The 20,222-nt window shown below is 74.1% G+C and carries 19 protein-coding genes and 1 pseudogene; 12 read left to right on the top strand and 8 right to left on the bottom strand.

Annotation, left to right across the window (positions count from 1 at the left end; genetic code table 11):
* Nucleotides 1–98: 98 nt before the first annotated feature.
* Nucleotides 99–956 (top strand): hypothetical protein, encoded by an 858-nt coding sequence (locus tag ACFC1T_RS06160; protein WP_375884193.1) that lies wholly within the window; start codon nt 99–101, stop codon nt 954–956.
* A 65-nt stretch (nt 957–1,021) separates the two neighbouring features.
* Here the strand turns inward: ACFC1T_RS06160 and ACFC1T_RS06155 are convergent, their stop codons facing one another.
* The 5 genes from ACFC1T_RS06155 to ACFC1T_RS06135 all read right to left on the bottom strand — a co-directional run bounded on the left by ACFC1T_RS06155 (nt 1,022) and on the right by ACFC1T_RS06135 (nt 6,837).
* Nucleotides 1,022–2,002 carry a helix-turn-helix domain-containing protein gene (locus ACFC1T_RS06155; RefSeq protein WP_375884190.1) on the bottom strand — a complete coding sequence of 327 codons (981 nt, stop codon included), beginning with the start codon at nt 2,000–2,002 and terminating at the stop codon, nt 1,022–1,024.
* A gap of 210 nt (nt 2,003–2,212) precedes the next feature.
* Nucleotides 2,213–3,238 (bottom strand): alpha/beta hydrolase, encoded by a 1,026-nt coding sequence (locus ACFC1T_RS06150; RefSeq protein ID WP_375884187.1) that lies wholly within the window; start codon nt 3,236–3,238, stop codon nt 2,213–2,215.
* A gap of 178 nt (nt 3,239–3,416) precedes the next feature.
* Nucleotides 3,417–4,376: a helix-turn-helix domain-containing protein gene (locus tag ACFC1T_RS06145; protein WP_375884184.1), complete on the bottom strand. Its 960-nt coding sequence runs from the start codon at nt 4,374–4,376 to the stop codon at nt 3,417–3,419.
* A gap of 221 nt (nt 4,377–4,597) precedes the next feature.
* Nucleotides 4,598–5,497: an MBL fold metallo-hydrolase gene (locus ACFC1T_RS06140; protein ID WP_375884181.1), complete on the bottom strand. Its 900-nt coding sequence runs from the start codon at nt 5,495–5,497 to the stop codon at nt 4,598–4,600.
* Between the two features lie 50 nt (nt 5,498–5,547).
* Nucleotides 5,548–6,837, bottom strand: coding sequence for an MFS transporter (locus ACFC1T_RS06135; protein WP_375884179.1), 1,290 nt, complete (start codon nt 6,835–6,837; stop codon nt 5,548–5,550).
* Between the two features lie 137 nt (nt 6,838–6,974).
* Between ACFC1T_RS06135 and ACFC1T_RS06130 the strand changes: the two genes are divergently transcribed.
* From ACFC1T_RS06130 to ACFC1T_RS06105, 6 genes are all read left to right on the top strand, one after another.
* A complete protein-coding gene (locus tag ACFC1T_RS06130; protein WP_375884176.1) occupies nt 6,975–7,241 on the top strand; it encodes a hypothetical protein in 267 nt (88 codons plus the stop codon).
* Complete coding sequence (locus tag ACFC1T_RS06125) at nt 7,228–8,682, top strand: amidase (protein ID WP_375884173.1); 1,455 nt, start codon at nt 7,228–7,230, stop codon at nt 8,680–8,682. Before ACFC1T_RS06130 ends, ACFC1T_RS06125 begins: the two co-directional genes overlap by 14 nt.
* Nucleotides 8,683–8,861: 179 nt before the next feature.
* Nucleotides 8,862–9,077, top strand: coding sequence for a hypothetical protein (locus ACFC1T_RS06120; RefSeq protein WP_375884172.1), 216 nt, complete (start codon nt 8,862–8,864; stop codon nt 9,075–9,077).
* Entirely contained in the window at nt 9,050–9,313 is a 264-nt protein-coding gene (locus tag ACFC1T_RS06115) for a hypothetical protein (protein WP_375884169.1), read from the top strand. The genes ACFC1T_RS06120 and ACFC1T_RS06115 overlap by 28 nt, the downstream gene beginning before the upstream one ends.
* Nucleotides 9,310–10,482, top strand: coding sequence for a transposase (locus ACFC1T_RS06110; protein WP_375884168.1), 1,173 nt, complete (start codon nt 9,310–9,312; stop codon nt 10,480–10,482). Before ACFC1T_RS06115 ends, ACFC1T_RS06110 begins: the two co-directional genes overlap by 4 nt.
* 258 nt (nt 10,483–10,740) lie before the next feature.
* Nucleotides 10,741–11,022 carry a hypothetical protein gene (locus tag ACFC1T_RS06105; RefSeq protein WP_375884166.1) on the top strand — a complete coding sequence of 94 codons (282 nt, stop codon included), beginning with the start codon at nt 10,741–10,743 and terminating at the stop codon, nt 11,020–11,022.
* A gap of 94 nt (nt 11,023–11,116) precedes the next feature.
* Here the strand turns inward: ACFC1T_RS06105 and ACFC1T_RS06100 are convergent.
* Nucleotides 11,117–11,269 (bottom strand): annotated as a pseudogene (locus ACFC1T_RS06100) (IS5/IS1182 family transposase); the annotation flags it as partial.
* Nucleotides 11,270–11,339: 70 nt separating this feature from the next.
* On the opposite strand from ACFC1T_RS06100, the gene ACFC1T_RS06095 reads away from it, so the two are divergent.
* The 3 genes from ACFC1T_RS06095 to ACFC1T_RS06085 all read left to right on the top strand — a co-directional run bounded on the left by ACFC1T_RS06095 (nt 11,340) and on the right by ACFC1T_RS06085 (nt 13,774).
* The gene (locus ACFC1T_RS06095) at nt 11,340–12,038 is read left to right on the top strand and encodes a hypothetical protein (RefSeq protein ID WP_375884163.1); all 699 of its coding nucleotides are present in this window, start codon (nt 11,340–11,342) and stop codon (nt 12,036–12,038) included.
* 147 nt (nt 12,039–12,185) lie between these two features.
* On the top strand, nt 12,186–12,755 hold the full coding sequence (locus ACFC1T_RS06090) for a GNAT family N-acetyltransferase (protein WP_375884160.1): 570 nt from the start codon (nt 12,186–12,188) through the stop codon (nt 12,753–12,755).
* 443 nt (nt 12,756–13,198) lie between these two features.
* Nucleotides 13,199–13,774 (top strand): TetR/AcrR family transcriptional regulator, encoded by a 576-nt coding sequence (locus ACFC1T_RS06085; RefSeq protein WP_375884158.1) that lies wholly within the window; start codon nt 13,199–13,201, stop codon nt 13,772–13,774.
* 18 nt (nt 13,775–13,792) lie between these two features.
* Here the strand turns inward: ACFC1T_RS06085 and ACFC1T_RS06080 are convergent, their stop codons facing one another.
* Nucleotides 13,793–14,248 carry a tetratricopeptide repeat protein gene (locus ACFC1T_RS06080; protein ID WP_375884155.1) on the bottom strand — a complete coding sequence of 152 codons (456 nt, stop codon included), beginning with the start codon at nt 14,246–14,248 and terminating at the stop codon, nt 13,793–13,795.
* 332 nt (nt 14,249–14,580) lie between these two features.
* On the opposite strand from ACFC1T_RS06080, the gene ACFC1T_RS06075 reads away from it, so the two are divergent.
* Both ACFC1T_RS06075 and ACFC1T_RS06070 read left to right on the top strand, forming a co-directional pair.
* On the top strand, nt 14,581–16,047 hold the full coding sequence (locus tag ACFC1T_RS06075) for a TolB family protein (protein WP_375884153.1): 1,467 nt from the start codon (nt 14,581–14,583) through the stop codon (nt 16,045–16,047).
* Between the two features lie 173 nt (nt 16,048–16,220).
* On the top strand, nt 16,221–19,652 hold the full coding sequence (locus tag ACFC1T_RS06070) for a hypothetical protein (RefSeq protein ID WP_375884150.1): 3,432 nt from the start codon (nt 16,221–16,223) through the stop codon (nt 19,650–19,652).
* A gap of 255 nt (nt 19,653–19,907) precedes the next feature.
* On the opposite strand, the gene ACFC1T_RS06065 is transcribed toward ACFC1T_RS06070, so the two are convergent.
* The gene (locus ACFC1T_RS06065; protein ID WP_375884147.1) at nt 19,908–20,207 is read right to left on the bottom strand and encodes a hypothetical protein; all 300 of its coding nucleotides are present in this window, start codon (nt 20,205–20,207) and stop codon (nt 19,908–19,910) included.
* Nucleotides 20,208–20,222: the final 15 nt, after the last annotated feature.

Below are 20,222 nucleotides of genomic sequence, written 5' to 3'. Positions count from 1 at the left end.
CCCGCGCGACGTCACCGTTCTCCTGAGCAGTGGGACCGAATCCCCTCGGTCCCGGACGGCGTCCGTTCCGACCCGCCAGCAACCGGAAGGGCCTGCCCATGACCGCTCCGCCCCCTCGCCCCTTCTCCCGGGGCTGGCTGCTCGCCTCCTGCGTGCCCGTGCTGCTCCTGCTCGGGATGGCCGCGTCCGCCCCGTCCGCCACCCCCGCTCCCCCGCCGGTCGCGGCGGCGGCCACCTCCCCGGTGCTCGCCCGCGGTCTCGCCGCCGAGCAGGACGGTTACCGGCTCTCCACCGCGACCTGCGGCGTGCCCGCCGGGCGACCGACGGCCTTCCGGTTCACCGTCACCGGCCCGGGCGGCGCCCCGGTCACCGACTTCGCCGTCCACCAGACCAAGAAGCTGCACTTCTACGCGATCCGCAGCGACCTCACCGGCTTCCAGCACCTGCACCCGGAGATGGCCGAGGACGGCACCTGGACCGCCGACCTGGCGGCCCTCACCCCGGGCAGCTGGCGGCTGTACGCCGACTTCATCCCGAACACCGGCGCCCACGCCGCCGAACTCGTCCTCAGCCGCACCGTCACGGTGCCCGGCACAGCCGTCCCGCTGCCCCTGCCCGCCCCGAGCGACTCCACCACGGTCGACGGCTACACCGTCTCCCTGCACGCCCGACCGATGTCCGGCGCACACCAGTTGACGGCGACCATCAGCCGGGACGGCCGACCGGTCACCGACCTCCAGCCGTACTTGGACGCCTACGCCCACCTCAGCGCCTTCCACGAGGCCGACCAGGCGCTGGCCCACCTCCACCCGGCCGACGCGGTCAACGGCGACCACGGCGGGCCGACGCTCACGTTCCACGCCCTGCTCCCCGAACCGGGCAACTGGCGGGTCTTCCTCCAGTTCCAGACGGCCGGGCAGCTGCACACCGCCCAGCTCACCCTGCACATCGACTGAGACCCCGGCCCCACACGTGGGTGGCCACGAGGTGCCGATCTCCTGGGCTTCGCGGGACCGCCCGCTCAGGCGCCCGCGGCGGGGTGCTGGTCGGCCGGACCGCCGCCGCCGAGCTGCCAGTCGCGGGGCGTCATGCCGTACGCGGCGCGGAAGGCGCGGCTGAAATGGCTGGAGTTGGCGAAGCCCCAGCGCCTCGCGACGCCCGCCACGCCCAACTCCCCGGCCATCGGGCGCAGCAGGTCCCGGCGGCAGCGCTCCAGCCGCTGGGTCCGGATCCACCCGCCGACCGTGACCCCCTCGGGCTGGAACAGTTTGTGGAGGAAGCGGACCGACATGAAGTTCGCCGCCGCAATCCCGGCCGGTGACAGGTCCGGGTCGTAGAGGTTCCGTACGATGTGGGCCTTGACGCGCTCCAGTGAGGCCGCGTTGCGCGGAGTCCGCGCCCGGCCGCGCCCGAGCCGCTCGTCGACGAGCTGGGCCACCAGGTCGAGCGCGGTGGCCGCCGCCCGGCGGCCGGCGGCTTCCTCCAACCCACCTGCCTCGCGCGCCATTTGGGCGAGATAGGTCGCCACCAGCGCGGCGATGCCCTCGCTGCCGGTGAAGGCCGTCGCGGTCAGTGCCCGCAGGTCCCGCTCCGGCACGTCCAGGTCGGCGCGGGGGAACTGGAAGGAGGTGAAGGCGAATCCGCCGTCGAGCTTCTTGCGGAACAGGTGGGACGAATCGGTGAGGGAGAACTCGCCCGGCCTGATCAGCGCCTCCCGGCCGTCCTGCTCCTTGATCGCGCTGCCCCGCTCCTGGAGGCTGACGATGAGTGACCGCCGGTCGTCCTTGGCGATCAGGTGCCTGCCGCGCGACACCACCTGCGGCCCCGCCTGGACGCGGGAGATCCGCACCGGGCCGAGCTGGCGGCTGACGATCGTTCCGGGTGACGGCTCCTCCTCCAGCAGGTTCACCGCCATCGGCACGAAGGCACGGGACACCGCCTCGTGCCAGCACTCCGCGCGGTCGGCGGCGGACAGGGACGTGGTGGAGAGTTCGGTGGGCACGGGGTTCCTCCCGGATCGATCGGCCGTCGGAGCCGACAGTGCTGGCCCCGTCTCGCGGCCGAACTCGCGGCGGGGCGGTCCGGGCGGCCCGGCGGCGGACGCCGACGTTAGCCGCCGCAACACGGCGTGGTGCGCTCTGCGCGTATCCCCTGTTGACTCTCCGCGCATCACCGCCCCGGCGTCGCACCGGCCTCACCAGGAGCACCGGCCTCAGGAACGGCGGTGCAACGCCACGTGCACGGTGTCGACGGCTTGGATCAGCGCGGCCCTGGCGGTGCCGGTGGGATGGCGCCCGTCGAGGAGGAGGAAGCCGTGCACGGCCCCCTGGTAGCGCGTCGCCACCACCGGGACGCCCGCCGAACGGAGCCTGGCCGCGTAGGCCTCGCCCTCGTCCCGCAGCACGTCGGCCTCGGCGGTGACCACGAGCGCCGGGGGAAGCCCGGCGAGCTGGTCCAGGGTGGCCCGCAGCGGCGCGGCCGTGGCCTCCCGCCGTCGGTCCACCTCGGGCAGGTAGTCGTCCCAGAACCGGCGCATGTGGTCACGGTGCAGGAAGTACCCCGTCGCGAACCGGCGGTAGGACGGGGTGTCGAAGTCCGCGGCGGTCACCGGGCACAGCAGTACCTGGTGCACCAGCCGTACGTCCCCGCGCTGCCGGGCGAGCAGCGTCAGCGCCGCCACCAGGTTGCCCCCCGCGGAGTCGCCGACGGCGGCGATCCGGTCTCCCGCCAGGCCGGCCTCACGGCCGTGCGCGTGGATCCAACGGGCCACGGCGTAGCACTGCTCGACGGCCACCGGGTAACGGGCCCCGGGTGCCCGGGCGTAGTCCACGTACACCACGGCGGCGTCGGTTCCCAGCGCGAACTCCCGGATCAGCCGGCCGTAGACGGCGGCGTCGCCGAGCGCCCAGCCGAGGCCGGGCAGGAACAGCACGACGGGGCTCGGCTCGGGGGCACCGACGGGTCTGGTCACCTGGACGTGCACCCGCCCGGTGGGTCCGCAGGGCAGGGCGAGCCATTCCGTGGTGGTGCCGTACGGATCGTCCGGGTCCCCGCCCGTCGCCTCCCCGCCGGCTGCCTTCCCGCCGGGCGGCGCGCCGACGTCCCGCGCCTCGTCCGGGGCCAGGAGGGAGAGGTCCGGGAGCTCCGTCGCCGCCTGTCCGGCGGAGGTGTCCAGGAACTCCTGGAGCGCCCGGTCGAGCACCGGTCGTCGGAGGTGCGCGGGGGTGGTGTCGGACAACTCGTCGCTCCTGGCGTGATCGGACGGGCACGGGGTCGCGTGCCGGGCACCTGGTGGCCGCCGGGCGAGGTGCCGGCCGCACCGCCCCGCGCCACGCGCACGCCGCCCGACCGTACGACCGCAGCGGCGGCCGTAGTGGCCTGTCCGTGCACGGATCCCGGCCGCGCCGGGCAGGTCGTCAGCCGGTGTCGGCGGTCCGGAGCGCGCGCCACTCGCGCGGTGAGACGCCGTAGGCAGCCCGGAAGGCCCGGCTGAAGTGCGCCGGGTTGACGAAGCCCCAGCGTTGGGCGACCGCCGACACCGTCGGCGCGGTGCGACCCCGGCGGCCGAGCTCCCGGGCGCACGCGTCCAGCCGGCGCCGCTGGATGAGCCGGCTCACCGTCACGCCCTCGCCCTCGAACAGCCGGTGCAGGTACCGCACGGAGATGTGGTGGGCCCGTGCGATCGTCTCGGGCGACAGGTCCGTGTCGGCCAGGTTCCGGTCGATGTGCTCCCGCACCCGGCGCACCAGGTGCTCGTTCGGAGCGCCGGGCACCTCGGCCGTGTGCACGGCGGCCAGCTGGGCGACGAGCGTGCTCAGCATGTCGGCGACACTGCCGGGCAGCCGGTCACCGACCGGGGCCGGATAGGAGTGCGCGAACGCGGCAAGGGCGTTGAGGAAGGGCACCAGCACGGAACCGTACCCTTCGGCCGGAGTGACGGCCGTTCCCGCCACCTGCCGCAGCTCGTGCTCCGGCACGCCCAGCAACCGGCGCGGCAGGTGGAAGAGATGGGTGCGGAAACCCTCCGGGTAGTCGACCGAGTACGGCCGCGCCGTGTCGTACAGCACGAACCCGCCCGCCGACACGGCCGCCCGCCGCCCGTCCTGCTCCAGCACGGCCCGCCCCGACACCTGCACCCCGACCCCCACCTGCGGCTCCGTCAGCGGGGCCCGTGCGATCAGCGCCGCCGTCCGGGAGACCCGCGCCGCGTCGGCCTCCAGCGTCGAGATCCGGACATACCCGAGCCGGTGCGACGCGAGCCGGCCCGCGAGCGGCCGCCCGGCGAGCGGGACCACCTCGACCGGCACCAGTGTCCGTGACAGCTCCGCACTCCAGAGCGTCGCCGTCGCGTCCTCCGGAACCGACGCGGTCGTCACCTGCGAACCCACCTGACCGCCCTTTCGCCGAAACCCTGCCGATTCAGCCTGACCTCCGGGCCCGGGGGCCTGTTAAGTCATCTGACTGCCGAGCGGCAGCGGCACAGCGCGGGCCCGGTCGGGCCGCCGGGCCCGGTCAGGTCGCGGGGACGGTCAGGTCGGGGGGACGGGCCGTAGGCGGGACCGGTCAGGCCGCCGGGACGGGCCGTAGGCGGGACCGGTCAGGCCGCCGGGACGGGCCGGAGGCGGTAGGCGTCGCCGTGGGCGACGACCCGGCCGGCGGTGGGCGGGGCGAAGTGGGTGCCCAGCAGCAGGGCGTCGGTGCCGGCCAGGGAGGCGAGCAGGGCGCGGCGGGTGGCCTCGGAGCGCTCGGGCTCGATGTCGACGCAGGCGCCGATCGCGGGGTGGGCGAGCTGCACCGGGTGGTGCACGCAGTCGCCGGTGATCAGCGCGGTCTCGCCGCGGTCGGCCAGTTCGACGGCGATGTGCCCGGGGGTGTGGCCGGGGGTGGGGATCAGCCGCAGGCCCGGGACGATCTGCACGCCCTCGGCCGGGACGTCGACCAGGTCGAGCTGTCCGGCCCGTTCGACCGGGATTACGGAGTCGCGGAACATCTGCGCACGGGCCTCGTCCATGTCGTACCCGGCCCAGAACTCCCGTTCGGCGCGGGCGGTGAGGTAGCGGGCGGCGGGGAAGGTCGGCACCCACGCGCCGTCCTCCCACCGGGTGTTCCAGCCGACGTGGTCGGCGTGCAGGTGGGTGAGGACCACCAGGTCGACGGTCTCCGGCGCGAACCCGGCCGCGGTGAGGCGCTCCAGGTAGTCGGTGCGCAGGTCGTGCCAGGCCGGGTTGGCGCGCTGCTTGCCGTTGCCGATGCCGGTGTCGACCAGCACCCGCAGCCCGTCCACGACGAACGCGAAGCTGTGGCTGTCGAGGTGGAGGACGCCGTCCTGGCCGGCGAAGTCGGGACGCAGCCAGTCCTGGCCGGCCACCACCTCGGGGGTGGCGTCGGGCAGCAGCCAGGGCCCGGTGGCCGGCGGCAGCGGGACTTCGTCGATGCGGTGGACGGTGAGGTCGCCGACGGTCCAGGAGGGGGCGGTGGTGGCGGAGGGGGTCTGCACGGTCTGTCGTTCCTCTGTTCTTCGGTGGGCTGTACGTCGGTGGGTGTTCGTCAGTGGTCGGGGTGGGCCGCGGCCGACCGGCGCCGTGACCCGGCGAGGGCCGCGAGGGCGGCCACGGCGAGCAGGGCGGCGACGGCGGCGTAGGCGTGGGAGGTGGTCCCGAGCCCGTACTGCCGGGTGGCGGCGCCCGCGGCGATGGCGGGCAGGCTCATGGAGAGGTAGCTGAGCACGTAGTAGGCGGCGAGGGTCGCGGCGCGGTCCCGTTCGGCGAGCGGGGCGAGGAGCAGGCGCAGGGTCCCCTGGGAGACGGCGCCGAAGGCCGCGCCGGCCAGGGCCGCGCCGCCGTGGACGGCGGGGGCTCCGGCGCCGTGCAGTCCGGCCAGGGCGAGGGGCGCGGCCGGCAGGACGGCGAGGCAGCCGAGGGTGACGGCGGTACGGGGGTCGGCGCGGCGCAGGGCCCACACGGTGAGGGTCGCGGTGGCGCTGAGGGTGAAGAAGACCATGCCGCGGGCCGCCTGCGGGGCCTCGGGGGCGGCCAGGCGCACCAGGCCCGGACCGAGGGAGGAGTAGAAGCCGCCCAGGGCCCAGACGGCGACGACGGCGGTGCCGGTGGTCAGCAGGGTGCGGCGCGCCGCGGGCGGGAGGGCGAGTCGCGGGCGCAGCGACCGCAGTGCGCCCGGGTGGCGGCGGGCCGTCTCGGCGGTGAAGGCGACGGCGATCGCCTGGGCCGCGAAGAGCGCCGCCAGCAGCAGGTAGACGGTGCTGGTGGGGGCCGGGGCGAAGCGGACGAGCAGGGTGGAGCCGAGGACGCCCGCCGCCATGCCGGCGACCGGGGCGATGGTGTTGGTCAGGGCGGAGCGTCCGGGGTGCCGGGGGTCAGCCAGGTCGAGGAGGGCCGCGCCGGCGGCGCTGGTGGCCACGCCGGTCGCCGCTCCTTGCAGGAGGCGGGCCGCGGTCAGGGAGCCGGCGCCGTCCGCCGAGGCCAGGAGCAGCATCGAGGCGGCCTCCGCGAGGAGTGCGCCGGCCAGTACGGGGCGCCGTCCCAGGTGGTCGGAGAGCGCGCCGGTGGTGAGCAGGGCCGACAGCAGGGCCAGGGAGTACGCGGCGAACACGACCGTGACGGCGAGCGCGGAGAGGCCCCAGCGGTCCTGGTAGACGGGGTACAGCGGGGTCGGGGCGCTGGAGGCGGCCAGCAGGGCCGCCAGGACCGACGCGTCGAGGGCGAAGGTCGCCGCGCGGTTCCTCCGGTGGACGGAGGCGCGCGCCACGGGGCCGGACAGACGGCCGGTCAGACGGCCGGTCAGACGGCCGGACAGGGGGCCTGACAGAAGGCCGGACATGGGACTCCCTCCCGTAAAAGCAATGTGTTTGCGTTAAGTGACGATAGAACCTACAGTCGCACTAACGCAAGCCGTTAGCTTTTAGCTTCTCGGCGGGGCGCTCCGCCGTTCCCGCCCGACCGGAAGAGGGATCCTCCATGTCCTCGCCCGCCCTCACCCCGCCCGAGGCCGCCCGCTGGGCCGCCCTGGCCGGACTCCCGCTGCCCGACGACCGCCACGCCGAGGTCACGGCCACCGCCGAGCACATCCGCTCCGTCGTCGCCGTCCTGCGCGAACTGGACTTCGGGGACACCCCGCCCGGCAGCGCCTACCGCGCGACGCAGGAGCACGCGGGCCACCAGGAGCCGGAGCAGGAGCCGGAACAGGAGAAGAAGGAGCAGGAGAAGAACGATGCAGCCGCATGAGCTGACCCTCGCCGAGGCCGCCGAGCAGATCCGGGAGCGGCGACTGTCCCCCGTCGAACTGGTCGACTCCGTCCTCGACCGCATCGAGCGGGTTGAGCCGCAGGTCGGGGCCTATGTCACGGTCACCGGGGAGCAGGCCCGCGCCGCGGCCCGCGAGGCCGAGCGGGAGATCGCCCGGGGCCGGTACCGGGGGCCGCTGCACGGCGTCCCGGTCGGCCTCAAGGACCTGATCGACGTCGCCGGCCTGCCGACCACGGCCAGCTCCCGGGTCCGCGCCGACCACCGCGCGAGCGCCGACAGTACGGTCACCGCCCGGCTGCGGGCCGCCGGCGCCGTCCTGGTCGGCAAGACCCACACCCACGAGTTCGCCTACGGCCTGACCACCCCGCAGACCGGCAACGCCTGGGACGCCTCCCGGGTCGCCGGCGGCTCCAGCGGCGGGTCCGCCGTCGCGGTGGCGGCCGGGGCGGCGACCTTCGCGCTCGGCACCGACACCGGCGGCTCGATCCGGGTGCCCGCCGCGCTCAACGGCGTGGTCGGCCTCAAGCCGACGTACGGCCTGGTCCCCCGGCACGGCGTCACCTCGCTGTCCTGGTCCCTCGACCACGTCGGGCCGATCACCCGCACCGTCGAGGACGCCGCCCTCGTCCTGACCGCCCTCGCCGGTCACGACCCGCGCGACCCCGCCTCGCTGGACACCCCCGCCGTCGACCACCGGCCGCAGCGGGACCTCGCCCGGGCCGCGGACCTGACGGGCCTGCGCGTCGGCGTGCCGACCAACCACTACTTCGACCACGTCGACCCGGAGGTGGCGGATGCCGTCCACCGGGCCGTCGGCCACCTGGCGGAGCTCGGCGCCCGGCCCGTCGAGGTCGACATCCCGCTGACCCGCTACCTCCAGGCCACCCAGTGGGGCCTGATGGTGCCGGAAGCCACCGCCTACCATGCGCGCACCCTGCGCGCCGTCCCCGAGCTGTACGGGGCGGACGTGCGGGTCCTGCTGGAGGCCGGCGAGCTGCTCGGCGCCGGCGACTACCTGCGCGCCCAACGCGCCCGGACCCTGATGCGCGGCGAGTGGGCCCGCGCCCTGGAGGAGGTCGACGTGCTCGCCGCCCCGACCGTCCCGATGACCGCAGCCCGGGTCGGCCAGGCCACCGTCACCTGGCCCGACGGCACGGTCGAGGGCGTCTCCGACGCCTACGTCCGCCTCTCCGCCCCGGCGAACATCACCGGGGTGCCCGCCCTGTCCGTCCCGGCCGGCCACGACACGGCGGGCCTGCCCATCGGCCTCCAACTGCTCGGACACCCCCTCGGCGAACGGACCCTGCTGCGGGTGGGCCACGCCTACGAGCGGACGCGGCCGGAGCCGACGCAGCCGGAGCGGGCGCAGCCCGCCCGGGCACTCGCGAGCCGGGCCGACCTGCCGAGCGAGCCCCGCTGACTGGGCGTTTCGTCCCTGACTTCTGGGTTCTGGCACAGATCTTGGGGAGCGGTCGCGGAACGTCACCTTGGTGTTCGATTGCGAGGGGCTGGGTCGCGTGAGACCGCGTACGCCTGGCTGCCCGACAGCCGGAAGTGACGCTCCATCACCTCCTTTGTGGTATCTGCCGTGGTCGGCCGGTGGCGGTGATCGTGCTGGTCATGCAGACCACTGCATCGTTCTGGGACTCGCTCGTGTTCGACGGGATCGACGACTTGGACGTCGAGGCGGTGACCGCCTTGTTCGGTACGGTCGAGGTGGTGGCGCGGGGCCGGGGTGCCGGGGTGCCGGGGCGGAGTGTCTGGACTGTGGCCGCTTCTCGGACCCGGTGCACGACCGATATCGCCGCAGATTGAAGGATCTTCCGCTCGCTGAGCAGGGCTTCGTGATCCGGTTGGTGGTCCGGCGTTTCATCTGTGGGGCGGCGGACTGTCCGCGTCGGACGTGTGCTGAGCGGTTCTCGCGGCTGGCTGCCCCGTACGCACGGTTCACCACCCGGCTCAACCATGCCCTGGAGCGCGAGGGCTCGCGCTCGCCGGTCGGGCCGGCGCCCGGCTGGCAGCCCAGCTGGGCTTCGGCGCGGGAAGGATGACCTTGTTGCGCAGGGTCATGGCATTGCCCGATCCCGCGTTCAGCACGCCGCGTGTGCTGGGCGTGGACGATTTCGCGATCCGTCGTGGCCAGACCTACTCCACCGTCTTGACCAGCGTCGAAGACCACCGCGTGGTCGATGTGCTCCCGACACGTGAGGCCGGGCCGCTGGCTGCGTGGCTGGTCCGTCACCCCGGCGTGGAGATCATCTGCCGGGACCGGGCGGGCGCCTCCGCCGAAGGCGCACGGCGCGGTACCCCTGACGCTCTGCAGGTCGCTGGCCGGTTCCCTCTGTGGCAGGGCTTCGGCCGGGCCGTGGAGACCTGCGTCGCCGCCCACCGCGACTGCCTGCGCAACCCATCGCCCAGCAGCATGCTGCCGGAGGCCACCGGACTTGCTTCCGGTCGACCGCAGGACGACTCGGAGCCCGTCGGCCGACGTGCCGAGAGAAAGAAGGCGGCACACGCCCAGGTTCACGAGCTCCTGGCCCAAGGCCACTCACGCCGGGCGATCGCCCGACACTTGGGCTGGGGCCTCAACACCGTCCTCCGGTACGCGAACGCCGCACGCTGGCAGGACACCATCCGCGAGAACCGCCCCCGGCCCAGCAGACTGGACCCCAACAAGCCCTACCTGGAGCGACGCTTCGCCGCGGGATGCACCAGCGTCACCCACCTCCACAGTGAACTCGTCGCCGACAACGCGCCCGTCACCTACCAGATGGACCGCTCCCGCATCGCCACCCTCCGCGGGGCTCCGGCCGGCGCGCCGCCGCGACCGCCGACGGTGCGGCAGGTGACCGGCTGGCTCACCCGACACCCCTCGACCCTGAACGAGGAGGACCGGGCCGGCCTGAAGGAGGTCCTGGCCCGCTGCCCCGAACTGGACAAGGCCGCTGGACACGTCCGCGACTTCGGCGAGATCCTCACCGACCGCCTCGGCTCCACACTCCCCGCCTGGATCGACGCAGTCGACGCCAGCCAGCTACCGGGCCTCACCGGCTTCGCACTCCACCTGCTCCGAGACCTCGACGCCGTGACAGCAGGGCTCACTCTCGACTGGAGCTCCGGCAGCATCGAGGGCGCCGTCAACCGCATCAAGAAGATCAAGCGGCAGCTCTACGGTCGCGCCGGCTTCGAGCTGCTCCGCAAGATGATCCTTCTCCAGTAACACTTCGCGATGTTCCCCAAGAGCCGCGCGAGAACCGGACAGTAGGAACCCCTGCCGCGGCGGGCATATAGCCAGTGCATGCAGGTACCCAGCCGTGGCAGGATGACCTCATGTTGATCCGAAAGGGCGATGCCGCGTAGGCGTCCCAAGGCCGTCCGTGCAGAGCGGTGGCGGCCACGATGGCAGTATCCGGTCCTGAGGGTCCCTGGTGTCTCCGCGCGGACTCGTGCAGCGATCCGCCGGGTCGAGGACCAGGAGATGTGGCCCAACGCGGTCGCCAAGGCAATCTGGCGTTTCGAGTGGGCGCTTAAGCAGCCCGGACGCTACCTGGACGCCTCCGCGTTTGATTCGCCGGGGGTGGGAGATGCCCGTGATGACCTGGAGTGGGCGATGCTGCACCTGCCGCCCGGAGCCAAACGGGACTTGGGTCGATTGATCGCGCGTATCGATGAGGAATTCGAGCGCCGCACCTTGCCGGAGCCCAACTACAGTGAGTGGGCGATGACGCGCTGGTGGTGGACCAGAATGCGTGAACGCTGACGGTCTCCAGGGTCGTGGCCCTCCCTGCAATCGAACGAACCTGTCACCTTCCGCGACCGCTCCCCAAGATCTGTGCCAGAACCGAGTTCTGAGGTCAGGTTCCATGCCAGGTGGGGGTGGCTTCGCTGGTGAGTCGGCGGGTCATGAGGTTGATCATCGCCACGTGGACCATGGCTTCGAAACGGGCGGGGAGGGCTTCGTGGTCTCGGGCCAGGCGGCGGTGGTTCATGAGCCAGCCGAAGGTGCGTTTCTGTGGAATCCACGATGTCACGTGGGCGGTGTGGGTTCTGTCAGCGGGATCGGCTTGGATGAGGCACATGTCTGTCCATGAAGTAACCCGTCAGCTGCCGGAGATCTCTACCGTTCGGGATCGCTCCCGCGCCATGGCCGTCCTGGACGCCGTCCTGAGCCCGGACTGGGAGTCCCGGTTCTACTCGTTCGACTCCCGCTGGTCGCCGACCGAGGAGATGGCCTCGATGCGTGACGGGTGCGGCAATGACTACTCGATCGTCTTCTCGCCGGCGGGCGCGTATGCCCGTGGCTTCGATCATGAGTCGCCGATGAGTCCGTATCGGGTCACGCCCCCGGTCCCGTGGCCCGGGCTGTTCGACGGGGTGCCGGCGGCATTTCTGCCTCACGTCGCGGAGCCTGCGTTCAGCGAAGAGGACGGGACACCGCGGGCAACCGTGTGCTTCTGGCGTGAACAGGCAGGCTCCGCGTGGAGGGCCGGGGCCATCGAGGCCCTGCCGGCGGGGGTGGAGGACGGCGGCAGCGCGGAATGGTTGTTCGACGTTCTGACCGATGGCCGTCCCGAGGCATATCAACAGTTCGCGGAGGAGTACTACGAGGTCGCGGTGGACATCGAGGCCGTTCGTCACGTCTATGCGCTGCGACCTCTCACCCAGAGCGTCGTATCCGCACTGAACCCGGATGTCGACCTCGCCGATCTCAATGAGGATCTGACGCAGATCGGATATCCCGTCCCGGGGCCGGAAGCGGGCCCCGGGACCTCGTGATCACGTTCGGGCAGGCCCGTGCCTCACCTCGACGACGGACAGCAGGGCCGCCGTGGCTGGCACGCCGATCTGACGCGGAACCTGACCTCCAAACCCCGGGACGAAAACTCCCTGGACCGCCCGACCCGTCTCGGCCAAGATCCTCACGTGACCACCTACCTCGAGTCCGAGCGCCTGATCCTCCGCCCCTTCGCCGCCGCCGATGCGGACCTGCTGATCGAGCTGGACAGCGACCCGGCGGTGATGCGCTACCTGAACGGCGGCGCTCCGACCCCGCCGGAGGAGGTCCGCGACCTCGCCATCCCCAGCATCCTCGCCGGCTACGAGCGCTGGAATCATGACCTCGGCCTGTTCGCCGCGCACGAGAAGGACGGCGGCGCGTTCGTCGGCTGGTTCTGCCTGCGCCCGCGGCGCAGCGGCCCGCGCGAGGAGGCCGAACTCGGCTATCGCCTGCGCCAGGCGGCCTGGGGCCGGGGCTACGCCACCGAGGTCTCGCAGGCGCTGCTGGTGAAGGGGTTCGGCGAGCTCGGCATCCGCATGGTCTGGGCCGAGACGATGACCGTGAACCGCCCTTCGCGCAACGTCATGGAGAAGCTCGGGATGACGCTCGCGGAGAACATCCCCACGCCGGACTTCATGATGGCGGTCGAGGGTTCCGAGCTCGGCGGTGTGCGGTACGAGATCACGAAGGAGCAGTGGGAGCGGCGGCAGGCGTAGGCGGCGCGAGGCTGGTGCCGGCCCGAAGCATCGTCCGGTGTGCGTCGACCGGGTGCCGGCCACGCTCGCGCACCTGGGACACGCTCTTCCGCACTCGGCCCTGGCTGCGCTGTCAGGAGTGGACCGCTCCACGCCGTCCGCCACGATCCGGCAAGGCAGTGGCGCAGCGCCAAACCGGCCGCCTCGAATACTTCGCCGAGACCCAAGCCGCCACAGCCGGCCTGGTCTCCGACCGGTCAGCCCGCCGGGCCACCCGCAGGACGAACAAAGAACTCGTCCTCGCCGCCGACGCCCGCCCGACGTCCTGCCGATCGATCCCAGGCGGATTGGGAACTGCTCAGTCACGCAGACCGTGTATCACCCGGGCCGGAACTCTCGCACTCGATTCAAGGCCCCCAATGAGACGTCCGCTAAACGCAAGAACTGTGCTTTAAAGTGGAGTCATGAGCCGCAAGCAGATGGTCCGCCCCGGCGGGCGCAGCGCCCGGGTCCAGGCCGCGGTGCACTCCGCCGTCCGCGAACTCCTGACCGAGGTGGGCCGGGACGCGCTCACCGTCCCCCTGGTCGCCCAGCGCGCCGAGGTCACCCCGTCGACGATCTACCGCCGCTGGGGCGACCTGGCCGAGCTGCTGTCGGACGTCGCCGTGGAACGGCTGCGCCCCGACGGCGCGCCGGCCGACCACGGCGACCTGCGCGCCGACCTCACCGCCTGGGCCGAACAGTTCCTCGACGAGATGGCCTCCCCCTCGGGCCGCGCCTACACCCGCGACGCGCTGCTCGGCGACCCGGACGGCAGCAACGCCGGCCAGTGCTCCGCCTACGCGGCCGAACAGCTCGACGCCGTCCTCACCCGCGCCACCGACCGCGGCGAGCCCGCCCCCGACGTCGAGACGACCATGGACCGGGTCGTCGCCCCCTTGATGTACCGCATCCTCTTCCGCCCGTCCGGCCTCGACGCCACCTACGCCCAGCGCCTGGTGACCGACCTCCTCGACACCCCGGGGGCGGACCGCCCCTGACCTGCCGGAACGGGCCGGTCAGGTGCCGTCCGGGGCCCCGGGGCCGGGGCGGTCCAGCTCCGCCCTGGTCCTCAGGAACCCGAGGTACGCGGGATCCTCCCCCTCGAAGACCTCGGCCCCGGCACCCATGTAGGCCCTGATCAACTCATCCGCAGCACGGTCGTGGTCGCCCAGTTCGAAGGCGGTCTGCCCCAACCGGAGGTGGACGTACGGATTGCCGAGCCCCCCGGGGCACTGGACGGCGTTCCGGAAGCACTTGTGCGCCCGGTCGTGGACGCCCAGCCGGAAGTGCACGTCCCCGATCGCGACGTAGATCCAGGTGGCCGCCGCCCACTGCCGGTGATCGCCCGGCAACAGCCGCAGGGCCTCGACGTAACGCTGCTTGGCCTCGACCAGTTCCGCCGCCCCGAGCAGCGCGTCCCCCTCCCGGCACAACCGCCCGATCTCGCCGTGGACCTCCTCGGGCAACTCCATGCCCACCCTCCCGCCTTCCCGCGCCACACTCGCGTTCACACTCGCACGCACCTCGACCGTAGATCACCGCCCCGCCGCCGGGCCCCGACGGGGGCACGGTTGGTCGACGACAACACCCCCACCAAGGTTTTCCGCCGCGTTCGCCGGCCCTCGGGGCGGGCGTCATACGACCCTCTCCGGCGAGTCAACTCTCTTACTGGAAAAGAAAGTTGGCGCAATCCCCACTCCTCGCCGCGCCGTCGGTTGACCGCCCGCACCGCCCGGCGATTGGCTCTCCCCGGTGCCCGCCGTCCGGAAGCGGCGGGCGGTCGACCCGGGGAGGACACTCCGTCATGCATCCCGTCAATCGCCGCTTCGCCGGCCCCGTCACCGCCCTTGCGGCCGCCACCGCGCTGGCCCTGACCGCCGCCGCACCGGCCCTGGCCACCGCCCCCGCGCAGGCCGGCCCGGAGACGCGTCGGTCCGCCACCGTCCCGGTCAGCGTCACGCCGAACGGCGCCGAGGCGAACAGCCAGGCCCAGTCGGGGGCCGTCAGTGCCGACGGCCGCTCCGCGGTGTTCACCTCCGCGGCGACCGACCTGGTCGCCCAGCCGTCGAAGGGGGGCACCGACGCGTTCCTGCGGGACCTCGGCGACGGCCGCACCGAGCGGGTCGACCTCGCCGACGACGGCTCCGCGCTCAGCGGCGTCACCGTCGGCGTGGCGGTCTCCGCCGACGGCCGGTACGTCGCCTTCGACACCACCGCCGCGAACGTCGTCCCCGGCGCCCCCGCCCCGGGCCGGGAGAACGTCTACGTCCGCGACCGCCTGACCGGGCACACCCGGCTGGTCAGCGCCCCGCAGGGCACCCCCGACCCCGATCCCGGCCACAGCGCGTCGGCGCCGTCCATGAGCGCCGACGGCCGCTACGTCGCCTACGTCTCCGACCGCACCGACCTCGTCCCGGCCGCCGCACCCGCAGCCACGGCGACCACGGCGGACCGCGGCGAGCGGCTCCGCCTCCCGAACTACGACTCGAACGTCTACCTCACCGACCTGTGGACGCACACCACCCGGGTGGTGTCCGCCACCGCCGCCGGCGCCGCCTCCCGGGGCCAGTCCGTCAACCCGACGATCAGCGCGGACGGCCGCACCGTCGGGTTCAGCTCGAACGCCACCGACCTGGGCGTCACCGGCGCCCCCGCGCACCGGGCCGACCCGGCCCCGCCGCCGGCCTCGGGGCGGATGCGCGCGGGCACCTACTACACCTACGACGTGCGGTCGCACGCCGTCCTCCCGGTCAGCTACGACCCCGCCGGGCACGTCAGCCCCGACGCGACCCTGGACGCGACGCTCAGCCCGAGCGGGCGGTACGCCGTCTACGGCCTGACCGTCCCCGTCGGCGCCCCCGGCGGCGACCGGTACCAGGACCAGCTCTTCGCCCGGGACCTCCACACGGGCGCCCTCATCCCCCTCACCGCCGGGCTGCCCGGCACGGTCTCGACCGCCACCTCCGACAGCCCCCAGGTGACCGGCAACGACCACTGGGCGTACTTCGACTCCTCCGCCACCAACCTGGTGCCCGGCGCACAGCACGAGCACTGGGACGTGTACCGCTACGACCTGCGCACCGGCCGCGTCGAGCGGGTCTCCGACGCCGCGGACGGCTCGCTCGGCAACGGCGACTCCACCACCCCGCACGTGGACGCGCACGGCGGCACCGTCCTGTTCGAGTCCACCAGCCGCAACCTGGTGGCGGGCCCGAGCGCCCCGCCCGCGCCCGCGGACCACCAGGTCTTCGCCAGGCGCCCGGCGCACTGACCCCGTCGACCACCTGAGCCCGTCCCGCACCCGGCCCCACCAGCCCCCGCCCCGCCCGCCTGCCCGCCTGCCCGCCTGCCAGCCAGCCCCCGTCCCGCCCGCCGCACCCGCCGCACCCGCCGCACCCGAAAACCGTGCGACGGCAGGGGCGGCGGGCAGGTTGAATGACGGGCATGTCCAGCGCACCGCAGACTCCCGCCGAAACCGTCGACCACCTCCTCGCCGAGCTCGATCCGCTCGCCCACCCGGCCCGGATCCGGCGGCTCGCCGCCTGGACCAGGGAGCTGCGCGGCAACAACCCGGAGCAACTCCGCCCGCTGCTGGCCGAGTTGGACACGCGTGGCGCCTACGGTCGAGGACTGGCCGGAGTCGCCGCCACGATCGCCGAGGACGTCGCCTTCGTCGCCGCCCGGCTCACCGATCCCGACCCGGCCGTCAGCCGCCAGGCCTTGAAGGCCGCGCTCCACCTGCCGGTCCCCGACGAGGCGCTGGCCGCGGCACTCGCCGACGCGCCGGCCGTGCTGCGCCACCGGCTCACCACTCTCATCGTGTCCCGCGGCCGCACCGAGCTGGCGGAACGGCTGCTGGACTCCTTCCGGCGGTCCTGGGGGGACGCGGCCGCCGCCAGGCTGCTGCCCGGCTGCGGGCCCGGCACCGTGGCCGAACTCCTGCCCGGACTGTTCCCGGCCTTCACCAACTGGCACCAGCTGGCCCGCCGCCACCCCGACCTGCTGCTGGACGAACTGGCCCGGCAGCTCGACGAGTTGCCCGAGTCCGCCCGCACCGCCTGGTGGTACCGCAACGGGGACGCCCTGGCAACCGTGGCCGGGAACCGGCCGGAGCGGGTGCTGGACCTGCTGGAACGCCACTGCCCCACCCGCCTGCCACAGCCGGTGCAGCAGTGCCTGGGCCGGCTGCTGACCGCCGCGCCCGGCCGGACCATCCGGCTGGTCACCGTGCCCGAGCGGGCCGCCACCGCGTCGATCTCCCGCAGCGCGCTGACCCGGGCCGCCCGGCTCGACACGCCCGAGCTGGCGGACCTGGCCCGGGCCTGGAGCACCGCCCCGATGTGGCTCGCCCGACTGCTGCGCGCCCTGCCGCCGTCCCGCCGCGAGGCGTTCTACGACCACGCCACCGCCGACCGGGACCAGGGCCACCACGACCTGTCCGAGGCCGTGCTCGACGCGCTGCCCCGCCGTCGGGCGCAGGCCGAGGCCCGGCGGATGGCCGAGCAGGCCGCCGAGCGCGGCGCCGCGTGGTCCGTCGTGCTGGCCCACGTCGCCCACCTGCCGGTGGCCGAGGCCCGGCCGCGGCTGCTCGCGGCCACCCGCCGGCCCGCCGCGGAGGACCGGGCGCTGGCCTACCCGCTGCTGGTGCGCAACGCGGCCCGCTCGGGCGACGCGGCGGCGGTCGGGGAGCTGCTCGCCGAGCTGGCGCGGCTGCGCAACGAGCAGGACCCGGTCCGCTCCCCCGCCCTGGCCGCGCTGGCGGCCGTCCCGCCCGCGCTCCTCACCGGCGCGGCGGCCGACGCCCTCACCCGGATCGTCACCGACGCCGTCGAGGCCCGGGACACCTCCTGGCACACCCGCCAGGCACTCTCCGAGCTCGCCCTCGGGGTGCTGCGCGAGCACGCCACGAGCGGCGAACAGGCCCTGCTGGGCTGGGCCCTGGCCGCCCTGCGGCAGCTCTCCGGGGCGCTCGGCAGCATTCCGCTGGGCCGGCTGGACACCACGCTGCGGCGCGGCCAGGAGGTCCAGGTCTTCGAGGCGCTGCGGCCGTGGCTGACGGCCGGCGCGGACAAGGTCGACCACACCCTGACCTTCGCCCTGGCCGGGGCCCTGGGCCGACGCGCCCACCGCCTGCCCGAACTGCAGGAACTCCTGTGGGAGGCCGTCCAGTTCGGTGACAACGCGACCGTCCGGCAGGCCGTCGGCCACTGGATCGCCGACCCGGCGACCCGGGGCGAGCGGGTGGCCCGGGTCCTGGACCTGGAGCCCTCGGCCGCCGTCCTGCCACAGGTGCTCGTCGTGCTGGCCCGACAGCGCACCGACCTGCTCGACACCGTGCTCGGCGCCACCCCGCCGTACGGGCGCTTCCTGGCGGCGGGGTCCCGCTGGCTGCCGCCGACCGACGGGATCGAGTGCTGGGCGCCCCGGCAACGCGCGGCCGCCGCGCACCTGTTGGCCGGGGCGGCGGACGACGCCTCGCTGCCCGTGCACACCCGGGCCGGGCACCTGCGCACCCTGGCGGCGATCCCCGAACTCGGCTTCGCCGCCGTCCACCGGTACGCCGAGTCCCCGGACACGGTGCTCGCCGAGGCCGCGCTCGGGGCCCTGGTCCGGACGGACCGGCCCGCCGAGGCACTGCCGTTGCTGCTGGCCCACGCGGGCGACGACCGGGCCCGGGTGGCCCTGTACGCGGCCGGGCGGGCCGCCGGCTTCGTCACGCCCTCGCGCCTGGCACCCGTGCTGCGGGAGGCGCTGCTGCCCGGACCGGCCGGCAGCTCCGGGACAGCCGACAGCGCCGGGGCCGCCGCCGGCGGCGGGACGAAGGTCACCAGCCGCAAGGAACTGGTCCGTCTGGTCGCCCGCCTGCTGCCGTTGGACACCGCGCTCACGCTCCTCACCGAGGTGCACGACCGGCCCGAACAACACCGCGACGTACGGGCGGCCGCCGTGGCCGCCGCCGTCAAGCTGCTCCCCGCGCCCGCGGCCTGGCGGATGCTCGACGGCGCCGCGGCGGGCCCGCCCGTCACCCGGACCGCGGTGCTGCGCACCCGCCCGCTGGACCTGACCGCCGCCGACCGCCCCCGCTACGCCGCCCTGGTGAGCCGGGTGGCGGGCGGTGACGACCCGGAGACCGCCCAGGCCGCGCTCGACCGGCTGGTCTCCTGGGCGCCCTGGTACCCCGAGGCGGAAGACCTCCTGCTGGCGGGCACCGTCGACCTCGCCAACCGCTCCTCCTGGCGGGCCGCCGCCAGCGGCCTCGTGGTGCTGGCCACCGGCGGCACCGGCCGCCGACTGACCGAGGCCCTGACGCGGCTGCTGGCGAGCGAGCACGCGGCGGCGGACGAGCTGGACGCGACACCCGACCGCGACCGGCCGGCCCGGCAACGGATCGACTTCCTGGCGACCCGACTCGGCGTGGGCGTGGGCGACCGCCCCACCGCGGCAGCCGTCGCAACGGCCCGGGACGCAGCCGAACTCCTCACCACGGCCCCCGATTTCGCACCCCTCGCCCTGCGCCTGCGGGCCGCCGCCCTGGACCTCGACGCGCCGTACGGCAGCCTGCTCGCCGAGCTCGACGCGCTGGCCACCCTCCACGCCGACCGCCCGCTACCGGCCACCCGCACGGCCGAAGCCCTGCACAACCGACTCAACGCCACCCGCCGCCCCGGCGACCCGGCGGTCCTGCACCGCGTGGTCGAACAGCTCACCGCCCACGCCGGCTGCGTCCACGGCCTGTTCGCCGTCGCCCTCACCCACGCCCTGGGCCCCCGCACCAACTGGCACCCCCACTGGCGCGCCACCCTCCGCACCCTGCGCCGCCACCCCCACCCGGACGTCCGCGAGGCGGCCCTGGCGGTCCGGACGGCACCGGAGTAGCCCCACCGCCCGGCACGAGAGCCGTCACATTCCTGCGCCGGATCCTCGGCAGCGGCTGAAAGCCCGCCGGCGCCAGCTGTCGGATGCCGGTGATGCGCACCGTAATTGACGGGCCGCCCGGCCCCTTATGGCGTCGCGTCACCGGCCTCTCGGTGCCCTTTTCACCCACCCACCCACCGTCGCGCGATCCCACGCAGATCGGGCATTCCGTGCCGATTGCAAGGGCAGCTGTCAGTGCTGCCGTCAATTCCGGCCTCAGGGATCAACGGAACCGTGGTTATCGGTGAGAACGATCAAAGTGTGATCGACGCGAGCGCATTGACCCTGATTCTCGTACTCGCGGCGGGCCTTGCGCTGAGCCGGGACCGCCGGGAGGCCCGGGGTGCCGTCGAGCGGCTGGCAGCAGGCGAGGAGTCGGCGGTGGGCCGCGGACTGGGCGGTGACACGCAGGGTGTAGCCCTGGCCACGTCGTACCGCCACGCCCTGGTCGAGGGCGGCGCGGTCGGCGGGCTCCAGCTCGGCAGTGCGGAGGAAGTCGGCGACCTTGCCCGGCATGTCGAGGGTGACCGG

The organism is Kitasatospora sp. NPDC056076 (genome assembly GCF_042266305.1).
GTDB lineage: Bacteria > Actinomycetota > Actinomycetes > Streptomycetales > Streptomycetaceae > Kitasatospora.
The sequence above is the reverse complement of the archived record's forward strand: the minus strand, read 5'-3'. Positions and strand labels throughout refer to the sequence as shown.

Coding starts and splice junctions, on each gene's coding strand:
- ACFC1T_RS06160 (WP_375884193.1), top strand. CDS start 99: ATGACCGCTCCGCCCCCTCGCCCCTTCTCCCGGGGCTGGCTGCTCGCC.
- ACFC1T_RS06135 (WP_375884179.1), bottom strand. CDS start 6,837: ATGTCCGGCCTTCTGTCAGGCCCCCTGTCCGGCCGTCTGACCGGCCGT.
- ACFC1T_RS06130 (WP_375884176.1), top strand. CDS start 6,975: ATGTCCTCGCCCGCCCTCACCCCGCCCGAGGCCGCCCGCTGGGCCGCC.
- ACFC1T_RS06125 (WP_375884173.1), top strand. CDS start 7,228: ATGCAGCCGCATGAGCTGACCCTCGCCGAGGCCGCCGAGCAGATCCGG.
- ACFC1T_RS06110 (WP_375884168.1), top strand. CDS start 9,310: ATGACCTTGTTGCGCAGGGTCATGGCATTGCCCGATCCCGCGTTCAGC.
- ACFC1T_RS06105 (WP_375884166.1), top strand. CDS start 10,741: ATGTGGCCCAACGCGGTCGCCAAGGCAATCTGGCGTTTCGAGTGGGCG.
- ACFC1T_RS06095 (WP_375884163.1), top strand. CDS start 11,340: ATGTCTGTCCATGAAGTAACCCGTCAGCTGCCGGAGATCTCTACCGTT.
- ACFC1T_RS06085 (WP_375884158.1), top strand. CDS start 13,199: ATGAGCCGCAAGCAGATGGTCCGCCCCGGCGGGCGCAGCGCCCGGGTC.
- ACFC1T_RS06080 (WP_375884155.1), bottom strand. CDS start 14,248: ATGGAGTTGCCCGAGGAGGTCCACGGCGAGATCGGGCGGTTGTGCCGG.
- ACFC1T_RS06075 (WP_375884153.1), top strand. CDS start 14,581: ATGCATCCCGTCAATCGCCGCTTCGCCGGCCCCGTCACCGCCCTTGCG.
- ACFC1T_RS06070 (WP_375884150.1), top strand. CDS start 16,221: ATGTCCAGCGCACCGCAGACTCCCGCCGAAACCGTCGACCACCTCCTC.
- ACFC1T_RS06065 (WP_375884147.1), bottom strand. CDS start 20,207: ATGCCGGGCAAGGTCGCCGACTTCCTCCGCACTGCCGAGCTGGAGCCC.